Raw genomic sequence first — 12,647 nt, forward strand, 5'->3', positions numbered from 1 at the left:
CCCTTTTAGCAAATCCTGGTGAGTGCCGCAACAACGTTCAAACTAAGTCCAGACACACATTTTTAAATAGCATACGCAGTATCCATGCGGCTTTCCAGCCTAAATCGGCTCGCAAAGCGCATGAATAGTGCGCATTACCTAATGGGAACTTCTAAAAACCTGTTAATCGGGATGCAGCGCAAGGCGCAAACCGGAGCAATACGTCAGTATTGCGAGGATTTGCAACGCCGCGGTGCGCCCGAGTATAGGGTGTTTAGAAGTTCCCTAATGAGAATTACATGGTCTCTGCAAACAACTCACGACCGATCAACATGCGACGGATTTCGCTGGTACCGGCACCGATCTCATACAATTTGGCATCGCGCCACAGACGACCAACCGGGTATTCGTTGATATAACCGTTACCGCCCAGAGTCTGGATCGCTTCGCCCGCCATCCAGGTGGCTTTTTCAGCCGAGTACAAAATCGCGCCGGCGGCATCTTTACGAATCGCACGGATCGCGTCTGGGTTCTTGGCACGGTCGCAAGCCTGACCGACTGCGTAGACATAGGCTTTACACGCCATCATGGTCGAATACATGTCAGCCAATTTACCTTGCATCAACTGGAACTCACCGATGGCCTGACCAAACTGCTTGCGGTCATGCACGTAAGGCACCACCACATCCATACAGGCTTGCATGATCCCCAGCGGGCCGCCGGATAACACCGTGCGCTCAAAATCGAGACCCGACATCAAGACATTGACGCCTTTGCCAATACCGCCAAGTACGTTTTCTAGCGGTACTTCGCAATCCTGGAACACCAGCTCACCCGTGTGCGAACCACGCATGCCTAGCTTGTCTAATTTTTGCGCAATACTGAAACCCTTGAAACCTTTTTCGATCAGGAAAGCGGTCATGCCGCGTGAGCCAGCTTCCAGATCGGTTTTAGCGTACACCACCAGGGTATCGGCATCAGGGCCATTGGTGATCCACATCTTGGTGCCATTGAGCACGTAGCGATCGCCTTTCAAGTCAGCGCGCAATTTCATGCTGACCACGTCGGAGCCGGCATTGGGCTCGGACATCGCCAAAGCACCGATATGCTCGCCGCTGATCAGCTTAGGCAGGTATTTAGCTTTTTGCTCGGCGCTGCCGTTGCGATTGATCTGGTTGATGCACAGATTCGAGTGCGCGCCGTAAGACAGGCCGACCGAAGCGGAGGCGCGTGAAATTTCTTCCATCGCGATGATGTGCGCCAGGTAACCCATGTTCGCGCCACCGTATTCTTCCGACACCGTCATACCGTGTACGCCTAAATCACCCATCTTGCGCCACAGATCCATAGGAAACTGGTCGCTGCGGTCGATCTCGGCGGCACGCGGCGCGATCTCAGCGCTGGCAAATCCTTGTACAGCTTCGCGTAAAGCGGCGATATCTTCGCCATGATCAAAGGTCAAACCGGGTAAATGCAACATGTCTTCCTCGCAGGGTTAAATTTCTAATGTTTCTTACTTTTAGTGCCTAATCAACTTTAGGCGATCCCTTGGGAATCACAAATAAAGTTTGTTGCATAATTGCACACAATTTCTCTTTGCCCTGATGCACCGCAAACACCTCTGCGCTGGTGACCACCAAGGTCTTGCCCGCCTTGAGCACCTTACCGCGCGCGATCAACATATCGCCGATGGCCGGTGCGACAAAGTTAATTTTATACTCTGCAGATAAGCACTCACTCACTGGCATCAACTGCGTATTCGCGGCATAACCCCCGGCGGCATCGGCCAGAGTGCCGATCACACCGCCATGAAAATAGCCATGTTGCTGGGTCACTGCAGCGCTCATTGGCAGGCTTATTTCACAAGCACCGGGCGTCATGCTGGTGAGTCTGGCGTTCCAGGCCTGCATCACGCCTTGTGCGTTGAAGCTTTCCAGCAGCACCAGCGCCAGCTTGTAATCGAGCGTCGCGGTTTCATTGCTCATGAATACTCCGTCACTATCAGAAAATCGATCGTCTAAAAACTAGGCGAATTTTCACGTCAGCAAAAATAATACCTCTAATTGACGTTAACGTAAACGTCAATTATAAAAATAAGCACTATTTGACTACTATTTCAGCCACGTCTGGCGCCGCCAAGCCCAGCAGACGCTGACTCTCTTCTTCATGTGCGCTGATTTCAGCGAGCATGATTTCTATGTCTTCGCGCTGTAATTCCAGCGCCGCCCTATGTCTTGCCAGTACTTGCAGGAAACTCTGTAGCTGCGGCGCGGTGTCCTTGGGAGAGTCGTACATATCCACCAGGCTCTTGATGTCGGCCAGACTCAGCCCCAGGCGCTTGCCACGTAGCGTGAGTTTCAGATGCGTGCGTTCGCGCGCGGTATAGACCCTATTGCGCCCGCTAGGGCCCTCACGGCTAGGACTGATCAGCCCTTGATCTTCATAAAATCGAATCGCGCGCGGCGTGATGTCAAATTCTCGGGCGAGTTCGGTAATGGTAAATGTGGCCATAAAATTAAGGAGAGATCAAAAATGCAGCAAAAAAATTTAACATCAAAATACTCAACATCGATTTTCTGATTACAATCTCAGATAACCGCAGTTTACGTTAACGTCAAATAACAATTAAACGCATTGTAGGACATTCTGATTGCAGAATTCCACAACAGCGGCAAAAAAGAAACAGTGAGACTTTATGAACACGTTAGAAATGCAACTCAACTATCCGCTAGGCGAGACGCTGCCGGAAGCTGGCAAAGCCCTGCAAGTGGCGCCCGGTGTTTTATGGATAAGAATGGGCTTGCCGTTTGCCCTCAATCACATCAATCTGTGGCTGATCGAAGATCATTACCCTACCGATGAGGGTATCGTGCATGGCTGGACCGCGATCGATTGCGGGATTGCCAGCGATGACAGCCGCGATGCCTGGGAAATCCTGTTCGGCGACAATAGCAGCGCCACTGGCTTACGCGGCCTGCCTATCGTGCGGGTGATTGCCACCCACTGCCATCCGGATCACGTCGGTTTGGCCGACTGGCTCTGTTCGCGCTGGAATGCGCCACTCTGGATGAGCACCGGCGAATACGCGTTTGCCCGCATGATGTCGGCCAGCCTGCCGGGCGTGGATGGTTCGGCCATGTATCCGCATTTTAAAAAACACGGTCTGGTGTCGCCCGAAATGCAGGAAAAAATCGCCGAGCGCAAAAGCTATTACACCAAATTAGTCCCGGCCATGCCGGCTGCCTACCGTCGCCTGCAGGACGGCCAAGAGCTAGCGATAGGCGCGCATAGCTGGCGCATCATCACCGGTTTTGGGCATTCGCCTGAGCACGTCTCACTGTATTGCGCAGCACTCAATCTCATGATTTCGGGCGACATGCTGCTGCCGCGCATCTCGACCAATGTCTCGGTATTTGCGGTCGAGCCGGAAGCCAATCCGGTCCAGCAGTATCTCGATTCGCTGCAAAAATATGCAGGCTTGCCAGACGATGTGCTGATCCTGCCTTCGCATGGCAAACCGTTTACTGGCATTCATACCCGCATACGCCAACTCAATGATCATCACCGCGACCGGCTGGCCGAGGTAGTCGTCGCTTGTGCCACGCCGCGCTCGGCCACTGAGATCGTGCCCATCATGTTCAGCCGTCCGCTAGACGCACATCAACTCACCTTCGCCTTGGGCGAAGCGCTGGCGCATCTGCACAAGCTCTGGTTTGACGGCGTTTTACAGCGCCAGCAAGACCCGGATGGGGTGCTGCGTTTTGTGGTCCGAGAAGCCGCTGCCGCCTAGATATACTGGTGGGTAGTATAATATTTGAATTCCCGATTGCGCAGTATCTACCTGCGCAATCGAAGATTAAACCATTATACTCCCCCTAGTCCTTCATATTTATTGAAATATTTTCTGGCCGTTCAGCGCCACCCATCGTGCAAAAATCTAACTACCTGACTTACCTGAAACTGATCTGCGTTGCCGTCTTCTGGGGTGGCACTTTTATCGCCGGCCACGTGGTGGCAACTCAGTTGCCGCACATGATCGCCGCTGCCGGCCGTTTTTTGGTGGCCTGCGTGCTGTTGTTGTTGCTGGCGTGGCGTATGGAAGGCGGCTTGCCTAAGCTGAACCGCCAACAGATCCATGCCACCTTCAGCCTCGGAGCGACCGGTATTTTTCTCTACAACATCTGCTTTTTTGCGGCGCTAGAACGCATGCCGGCTGGCCGCAGCGCGCTGTTTGTGGCACTCAATCCCATCGTCACCGCGCTGGCTCTGGCCGCGCTGTTTGGCGAGCGCCTGGGTTTTAAAAAGTGGCTGGGAATCGCAATTGCCTTTGTCGGTGCCGCCATCGTCATCACCCGCGGCGAATTGATGAGTGCCGCGCACGATATCTCGGCCTCACTCGGTAGCGGCGAATTGTTTATGCTGACCGCAGTCTGCGCCTGGGCCGCCTACACCATCATCGGTCGCCACGCCTTGAAGGGCTTATCGCCGATTGCCGCCACCACCTATGCCTCGCTGTGGGGTTTGCTATTGCTAACTTGCGGTGCCCTGTTTCAATTGCCGCAACTCGATCGCAGTCACCTGACTTTGCCGGTACTGGCCGCGATCGCCTATCTGGGCGTATTTGGCACCGTGATCGGCTTTGTCTGGTATTACGAGGGCGTGAAAAAAATCGGCCCGGCGCGCACTGCCGTCTTCAACAATCTGGTGCCGGTATTTGGCATAGCTTTTAGCGCGGTGTTTCTGGGCGAGCCGATTTTGGCCTCGATGGTGATCGGTGGCTTGCTGGTGATAGGCGGCGTTTCGCTCACCAATCGCTAAACTATCGCTGCACAATTACCAAGCTAAGTACTGAAGTACGCCACCAAACAGGGCGATTTTCAGTACTTTTTACTTATTTTTTTGTTATTAATGAGCATTTGCGCGACACTCAGTCGCGCCAATCAATTGGCACTGACATTCCAACTTGCCATGCTGAGGTGCCTCATGACTTGCCATTCAAAGAACGCCCTGAAACGCCTGCTAGCGCCCTGCCTGGGGCTGGGTCTATTCGCATTTTTACCTAGCCACGCGGCCAATGATAGGGGCTACGCAGGTGCCGCCGCGCAGACTTTAGCGCAGCCACTGCTGGCGGCATTTCAACATTCCATTTTGAGTTCACGCGCGCTGGGTGCGCAGTCGAAACAAAGTCTGAGCTGCGTAGAATCTTTGCCCAAAGATAGTTTTTCGGAAATGATACAAGTGGCATTACAACAACGCCTGTCACGCGCCGATCTGAACGCGATCGATGCCTATTTCAGTCGCCCTGCCTTCGCCACTCAAATCCCGCAATTGCTGGCGTATCTGCAAGGTATGCCCTTGCCTGCCGCCACCGAAGCAGCACGCCCAGCCATGAGCGAGGAAGATCGCAAACTGGAAGCCGATCTGCAAAGCCGCGACATTTTAAATAAATTAATGCTGGCGGAATATTTTAAGACCCCTCAGGTAATTGAAGCATTTTCTGCCAAAAGCAAGGACTTACTGGCGCAATGTGCAATCCGCCAAAATGAAGCGCGTGAGCCCTTACGTGCGATAGCCTGAGCAGCATCCCGCCTGCTCCACGCACAACCAGCGAGCAAGGAGAAACACAAACGGCATCGCCGTTTTAACACCTGTGAACTCACTGCGCATTTTGCTGCCATCGATATATACGGAAAAGCGCTTGAAGCAATCCATCCCTTTCGAAAAAGTAAGAAAAATTCAATGATTTTTTGCAAATAGCATTTAAAAATTGACTACAATAGATTACTTCGATAAATTAAAACTATCTTACTTAAAGAAAAGATGGCAAGCTAATATCTCGCTGAGCAAGTGTTAAGAATTCCCTAAATTCCACACCGCATCGCATTGAGGATCAAGAATTATGTCTACTATTCTGTCCCGAAAAAACGCCGATCTCTTGCTTGCCGTGAGCGGCGTGCTGATCATCAGCATCATCTTGCTAGTCCAGCACTTCTCGTTTGCACAACTCGGCGCCTGCGCTGCCATCGTCTTTGCCACTACGTATTTAGGCTGGCAGTTACACATTAGCCGACAGCGCCAGGCCGAACTGGAACAACAAGATGAAAACCTCAGAGCGAGCGCAGCCCTGGTCTATGAGGTTGCGCATCTTTTGAGCAGTATTTTGCCACTCTGGAATACCCATGTAGGCTCAGTCAAACAACAAGCAGAAAATGCGGTTGGACAACTGATAGGCAGTTTTTCTTCCATGATTAATCAATTCGACTTAGCCGGTTTTGGTGCTGTCGGCAATACCGATGCAACAAAAAACACCGATGCCACCATCACGCTTTTGCAATTGTGCAAAAAAGAACTGACGCCGGTAATCGATTCTCTGGGCAAGATGATCGCCAGCAAGGATGAATTACTCCAAAGCATACGTGAGTTGGCGGCCGCTACCACCGAAATGCAAAGCATGGCACACGAAGTCGGGCAAATCGCCGCGCAGACCAATCTGGTGGCCCTCAATGCAGCCATAGAGGCGGCCCGAGTCGGACCGCAGGGACGCGGTTTTGCGGTGGTTGCCGATGAAGTTAGAAAACTCTCTTTTCTTTCTGCCGATACTGGCAAACGCATAGGTCAAAGAGTCGATCAAGTCTCGGTCATCATGAAGCAAGCCCTGAATGCGGCAGACCGCGCCACCATACAAGATCGCAAGGTCTTGGAGGTGTCAGGCGCGGTGGTGCGCGATGTCTTGGCACACGTAGAAAGCATGGGCGATTCAGCCGAGCAAATGCGGCATTACGGCAAGATCATACGCGGTGATGTCGAGAACCTCTTGGTCAGCTTACAGTTCCAAGACCGCATCAGCCAAATTCTTGATGTCGTCAGCACTGATATCAACAAACTGCAAATGAGCGTGGCGCAAATCGATAATGAACAATTACCGAGTAGCGAAGAATGGATAGAAAGTTTGCAATCTACCTACACCATGCAAGATGAGTATCATGCCCCCGGCGAGGCCACATCGCAAAATTCTAGTACTGAAACGGAAATTACTTTCTTTTAAGCGGAGGGCTGACTCATGCGCACGCCCGAGACAAAGTCGCGAATACTGGTCGTCGAAGACGATGAATTGGTCGCGCTTTACATACAGCTCAAACTCGAACTGTTAGGCTACCAATGTGTAGGCCATAGCGTTCGAGGCGACAGCGCCATCACTCTGGCAGCGCAATTGCGCCCCGATCTGGTGCTGATGGATATACAGTTGGCGGGCAATATGGATGGCATACAAGCGGCCGAGGCGATTTACCGCCAGTTCGCCATCCCAGTGATATTTCTGACCGCCAGTGCCAACAATGAAACCCTAGAGCGCGCCCTGCAAGTCGAGGCCTTCGGCTACATCATTAAACCTTTTTCGGATCAAGAATTACGCGCCGCTTTGGAAATGGCGCTTTACAAGCATAGGGCGGAAGCCAGATTGCAGGCGAGTGAATTGCGCTTCCGAACTATTTTTGATGCGGAACCAGAATGCGTCAAGGTTGTCGATGCCGAAGGCAACATACTCGAAATGAATGCCGCTGGCCTGGCCATGCTGGAGGCTGCCTCACTGGCCGAAGTGCAAGGGCATAGCGTGATAGGCTTTATTTTGCCCGAATATCGCGCCGCCTTTAGCGCCTTGCATCAAAGCGTGATGCAAGGCAATCGCGAGACCTTGCAATTTGAGGTGTGCGGACTACATGGCACCCAGCGCTGGCTAGAGACGCATGCAGTTCCCCTGAAGAATGCCGATGGCTTGGTTACCATGCAGCTAGGCGTGACTCGTGACATTAGTGCGCAAAAAATCAGTGATACTGCCTTGCGTGAGAGCGAACTACGTTATCGCAATATGATTGAATGGTCACCCGACGCCATCGCCGTGCATAGAAAAGGCATCGTGCTGTACGTCAACCCTGCCGCACTTCAGCTGTATGGGGCACAATCGGCACAAGAGCTGGTAGGGAAAAGCGTGCTGAGCCGCGTACATCCTGACTACCATGGCATGGTAGGGGCGCGCGCTAGCAATGTCTCAGGCAGCACGCCGTTTACGCCTCTGGCCGAATTAAGACATCTGAAACTAGACGGCACGGTAATCGATGTAGAGGTACAGGGCACGCAGATCATTTTTGATGGTCTAGAGGCCACCCATGTGGTGGTACGCAATATCACCGAGCGTAAACAAATCAGCGCAGCCTTGCGCCAAAAAGATCTGGATTTAAGTGAAGCAGAATTTGTTTCGCACGTGGGGCACTGGTCCTGGGATTTACTCAGCAATCAAGTGCACTTATCGGACGAGATGGCGCGCATTTGGCAATGTCCGATGCATGTCGAAAGTAAAGACCTGATAAAAATGATAGGCCTAAGAGTGCATCCGGATGACTTAGAAAGCGTGATCAGAACTACCCGCACCGACTTCATGGTGTCTAGCTTAGTGCCTTTCGAATACAGGATCGTTTTACCCGATGGTGAGTTGAGAAATATCTGGGCCATGCCCGGCAAAACCAGCAGAAATAGCGACGGAAAAATTACCAAAGTCACAGGAATTATTCAAGATATTACCGAGCGCAAGCAAACCGAGGCGGCCTTACGTGAAAGCGAGAGCCGTTACCGCGCCATGGTCGAATGGATGCCAGAATCTATACGCGTACATCGTAACGGAAAACTACTGTATGCCAACCCCGCCGCACTGGAAATGTTCGGGGCCAAATCGCCTCAGGAGTTGATAGGCAGACCTATACTCGATCTGGTACATCCCGATTATCACGAGATCGTACAAAAACGTGTCGATGCGGTCGCCGCCCATGGCGGTAACGTTCCCATGATGGAACTCCAATATCAAAAATTAGACGGTACCGTGATCGACGTCGAAGCCCAAGGCACCTATATTATTTTTGATGGTGAACCAGCAATGGTCTCGATCGCACATGACATCACCGAAAGAAAACTAGCCGAGTTGGCATTACGCGAACGCGAAGCACAGCTAGAGCAAACCTTTGGCGCTTCACCAATAGGCATGGCACTCGTCGCCCTGGATGGGCATTTTCTCAAAGTCAACCGCGCTTTAAGGCAGATGTTGGGCTGGAGCGAAGCTACCCCTATCCCGCTCAATTTCGAAGAAATTACCCACCCCGATGACCTCGCACCTCGCCGTCAGCTCATACAAGAAATGCTGGAGGGGCAGCGCGAGACCTACCAGATGGAAAAACGCTATAGGCACCAGCAAGGTTATGAGGTGCAGGTACAGTTGAATGTCTCTTTGGTCAGAGATATAGATGGCAAGCCTTTGCACTTTGTCTCCCAGGTACAAGACATCACCGAGCGCAAGGCCGCCGAACGCCAGTTAAACAAACTCTCGCTAGCGGTCGAACAAAGCCCTGAAAGCATCATTATTTCTGATGTAAATGGGATTATCGAGTATGTCAACGAGGCTTTCGTACAAACCACCGGTTACACCCGCGCAGAGATTTTCGGACAACATCCGCGCATACTGGTGTCTGAGAAAACCCCGCCTGAGCGCTTGATCGCCATGGCAGAGGCGATCCGCTCTGGCAACACCTGGAAAGGTGAACTCTATAATGCCAATAAAGATGGCAGTGACCTCATCGTGTATGCCATCGTCACTCCTTTGCGCCAACCAGATGGCCGCATTACCCATTATGTGTCGGTGCAAGAAGATATCACCATCAAGAAACAATTAGGCGAAGAACTTGACCAACATAGACATCATTTAGAAGACTTGGTGGTAAGTCGCACAGTGGAATTGGTCTCAGCACAGCAACAGGCAGAGGCTGCCAATCAGGCAAAAAGCAATTTTATTGCGAATATGAGTCATGAAATACGTACCCCTATGAACGGGGTATTAGGCATGACCTATCTGGCTTTGGCCGCGACCCAAGACCCGAAACAGCGTGACTACCTGCAAAAAATCCATTTATCTGGGCAACATTTACTCCACATCGTCGATGACATTTTAGATTTTTCAAAAATTGAAGCCGGAAAAATGAGCTTGGAAGCAGTCGATTTTTCACTTCCGCAGCTGCTTAATAATATCGTCAACATGATGGGAAGCAAAATTGCCGCACGCAATTTGACACTACACGTTGATATTGACACGCAGATCGCAAACGAAATGCGCGGTGATCCGCATCGCTTAAGTCAGATCCTGATTAACTACACCAACAATGCGATCAAATTCACCGAGCGCGGTGAAATTAATATCTTCGTACGCAAACTCAATACCACCCCGAATGGCTGGATGCTGAGATTTGAAGTCGAAGATACCGGCATAGGCATGAGCAAGGAGCAACAAGAAGCCTTGTTCAAATCTTTCCAGCAAGCAGATAGCTCCACCACCAGAAAATATGGCGGCACCGGACTAGGACTGGCCATCAGCAAACAATTAACCACTATGATGGGCGGCGAAGTCGGTGTCATCAGTGTGCTGGGGCAAGGCAGTACCTTTTGGTTCACTGCACACCTAGAACAAGCCAGCGGGGTGTTGTCGCAAGCTCCTGACATTTTGGATGCGCAAACATCTAGCAGCCGTTTGCAACATTTGGCAGCAACACGTGGAGGAGTAAGGATACTGGTGGTAGAAGATAATCAATTCAATCAACAAATTGCCAGCGAACTGCTGGAAGCAGTGCACTTTACTGTGCTACTGGCAGAAAATGGCCAGCAAGCCATCGACCTGTTAAAGCACGAAAAAGTCGATTGCATTTTGATGGATATACAGATGCCGGTGATGGGAGGCTTGGAGGCCAGCCGCCTGCTGCGCAAGATGCCTGGTTTAGCCGACTTGCCTATCATCGCCATCACCGCCAATGCGATGCACGAGGACCGCTTGCATTGCCTGGCGGCCGGCATGAACGATTTCATCTCTAAGCCATTTGCCCCAGAATTATTTTATAACACCCTAACACGCTGGCTTTCAGCCGATGTCAGCCCTGGTTTAATACCATTCATGGAGGCAGTGCCAGAAATACATGCGGAAGCTTCCTTGCATGAAGTCACCTACATAGATTTCGCAGTGCTCGCTAAATTATTTAATAACGCGCCTGAAAAAGTCACCAAATTTGCCAAAAAATTTATCGAATCAGCACAAAAAGGAATGCAGGAATTCGATGATGCCTGCACTAAAAATGATCTCAATGAGCTATGCGCATTGGGCCATAAATTAAAGTCTAGCGCCCGTACGGTTGGGGCAAATCATTTTGCTGACCTATGCGAGCAACTCGAGCATTTAAAAGGAACTGAAAATTTATCGCAAGCCACGCTGATCGTTAAGGAACTTCATCCATTGCTAGAAAAAATTACGCAACGCGTGGAGGAATATCTGGCACCGAATACTATAAGCACATCACCGGACACGCTAAAATCAGAAGCCTTAAAGGAGCATACGCCAACCGTGGCGCTACATCCACATCTGCAACACCTGCAACATCTACATGTCATGATACTAGAAGACGACGCGCTGCAGATGGAGGCCTCCAGCGCATTATTACGTAGCTTGGGGGTGACGCGGATTGCCAGTTGTGTGGATGGCTACCAAGCCTTAGCCTTAGCGCGCACTTATAATCCCGATCTACTCATGTGCGATCTGAACATGCCGGGCATGGACGGTATTTCCTTCTTGCGCCAAGTCGCGGAGCAGGGTTTTTCTGGTGCGGTGATACTCTTGAGTGGGGTCGATCGCAGTGTCATGAAGGCCGCTGAAAATTTGGCCAAAGCCCATGGTCTGCACTTGCTTGCTGCGATCACTAAACCTCTACAAAAAGAGGCTTTGCTTTCAGCATTAACGCGCCAACATTCATCTAAACCGAATTTTCAACCACAACAAAAACTCACAGCGTTGTCGGTGTCCGAGCTTCGTCTAGGCTTGGAAGAGGGCCATGTCGAAGTTTTTTTTCAACCCAAAGTATCGGTCATAGACAAACACGTGGTTGGTGCAGAGTGCCTGGCCCGTTGGCGACACCCGGAGCGCGGCATTTTGGGGCCGGCCTGTTTTATACCTGTTCTGGAAGCCCATCAGATGATCAGTATTCTGACCCGCCAAGTGCTGGAAAAGAGCGCTATGCAGTTGGGCAAATGGCTGAGCGCGGGACATCAGATTAAGCTCGCTATCAACGTTTCTATGGACGATTTAAACCAGCTAGACCTACCCGAGGAATTTGAGCAGATAGTAAAACGTGCAGGCGTGCAACCTTCGCAGATTACTCTGGAATTAACTGAAAGCAGATTGATGGAAAATCTGACGGTCAGTTTAGAAATCCTCACGCGCTTGCGGCTGAAGGGGTTTAAGTTATCAATTGATGATTTCGGCACTGGATTTTCGACCATGGAAAATCTAAAGCAATTACCGTTTACTGAACTCAAAATTGATAGAGCCTTTGTCAATGGCGCATCGCAAGATGAAGCCACTCGCGCGATTCTCGATTCAAATATCCAACTTGGCAAAATTTTTAATTTAAATTTGGTTGCGGAAGGCGTAGAGACGCAACAAGACTGGGATTTAATTGTCGATTCCGGATGCGATGAAGTACAAGGTTTTTTTATTGCCAAGCCCATGCCAGCTCAAGAATTTATAAACTGGAAAATTCTCTGGGAAAGCCAACAGACCGCACCTGAACTAGAAACGAATAGCCGTCTATAAA

Annotated in this window: 8 protein-coding genes; 5 read left to right on the plus strand and 3 right to left on the minus strand. The window is 51.0% G+C overall.

Annotated elements, in window-relative coordinates; translation table 11 throughout:
• Positions 1-274 precede the first annotated feature (274 nt).
• The 3 genes from EJN92_RS08320 to EJN92_RS08330 form a co-directional block, all read right to left on the minus strand.
• Positions 275-1,459 (minus strand): isovaleryl-CoA dehydrogenase, encoded by a 1,185-nt coding sequence (locus EJN92_RS08320; RefSeq protein ID WP_126127395.1) that lies wholly within the window; start codon positions 1,457-1,459, stop codon positions 275-277.
• Positions 1,460-1,505: 46 nt separating this feature from the next.
• The gene (locus tag EJN92_RS08325) at positions 1,506-1,964 is read right to left on the minus strand and encodes a PaaI family thioesterase (RefSeq protein ID WP_227869762.1); all 459 of its coding nucleotides are present in this window, start codon (positions 1,962-1,964) and stop codon (positions 1,506-1,508) included.
• 115 nt (positions 1,965-2,079) lie between these two features.
• Entirely contained in the window at positions 2,080-2,490 is a 411-nt protein-coding gene (locus EJN92_RS08330) for a MerR family transcriptional regulator (RefSeq protein ID WP_126127396.1), read from the minus strand.
• Positions 2,491-2,674: 184 nt separating this feature from the next.
• Here EJN92_RS08330 and EJN92_RS08335 point away from each other — a divergent pair, with 184 nt between their 5' ends.
• The 5 genes from EJN92_RS08335 (at position 2,675) to EJN92_RS08355 (ending at position 12,646) form a co-directional block, all read left to right on the plus strand.
• Entirely contained in the window at positions 2,675-3,769 is a 1,095-nt protein-coding gene (locus tag EJN92_RS08335; protein WP_126127397.1) for an MBL fold metallo-hydrolase, read from the plus strand.
• 137 nt (positions 3,770-3,906) lie between these two features.
• Positions 3,907-4,797: a DMT family transporter gene (locus tag EJN92_RS08340; RefSeq protein WP_227869763.1), complete on the plus strand. Its 891-nt coding sequence runs from the start codon at positions 3,907-3,909 to the stop codon at positions 4,795-4,797.
• Positions 4,798-4,962: 165 nt separating this feature from the next.
• On the plus strand, positions 4,963-5,556 hold the full coding sequence (locus EJN92_RS08345; RefSeq protein ID WP_126127398.1) for a hypothetical protein: 594 nt from the start codon (positions 4,963-4,965) through the stop codon (positions 5,554-5,556).
• A 322-nt stretch (positions 5,557-5,878) separates the two neighbouring features.
• Positions 5,879-7,024 carry a methyl-accepting chemotaxis protein gene (locus EJN92_RS08350; protein ID WP_126127399.1) on the plus strand — a complete coding sequence of 382 codons (1,146 nt, stop codon included), beginning with the start codon at positions 5,879-5,881 and terminating at the stop codon, positions 7,022-7,024.
• A 15-nt stretch (positions 7,025-7,039) separates the two neighbouring features.
• Positions 7,040-12,646, plus strand: a complete 5,607-nt coding sequence (locus EJN92_RS08355; protein ID WP_126127400.1) for a PAS domain S-box protein — start codon at positions 7,040-7,042, stop codon at positions 12,644-12,646.
• Position 12,647 lies beyond the last annotated feature (1 nt).

The organism is Undibacterium parvum, assembly GCF_003955735.1.
GTDB classification, from domain to species: Bacteria; Pseudomonadota; Gammaproteobacteria; order Burkholderiales; family Burkholderiaceae_D; genus Undibacterium; species Undibacterium parvum.

Bases quoted from the DNA above. Each gene is read 5' to 3' on its own strand.
- EJN92_RS08320 (WP_126127395.1), bottom strand. From the start codon at position 1,459: ATGTTGCATTTACCCGGTTTGACCTTTGATCATGGCGAAGATATCGCC.
- EJN92_RS08325 (WP_227869762.1), bottom strand. From the start codon at position 1,964: ATGAGCAATGAAACCGCGACGCTCGATTACAAGCTGGCGCTGGTGCTG.
- EJN92_RS08330 (WP_126127396.1), bottom strand. From the start codon at position 2,490: ATGGCCACATTTACCATTACCGAACTCGCCCGAGAATTTGACATCACG.
- EJN92_RS08335 (WP_126127397.1), top strand. From the start codon at position 2,675: ATGAACACGTTAGAAATGCAACTCAACTATCCGCTAGGCGAGACGCTG.
- EJN92_RS08345 (WP_126127398.1), top strand. From the start codon at position 4,963: ATGACTTGCCATTCAAAGAACGCCCTGAAACGCCTGCTAGCGCCCTGC.
- EJN92_RS08350 (WP_126127399.1), top strand. From the start codon at position 5,879: ATGTCTACTATTCTGTCCCGAAAAAACGCCGATCTCTTGCTTGCCGTG.
- EJN92_RS08355 (WP_126127400.1), top strand. From the start codon at position 7,040: ATGCGCACGCCCGAGACAAAGTCGCGAATACTGGTCGTCGAAGACGAT.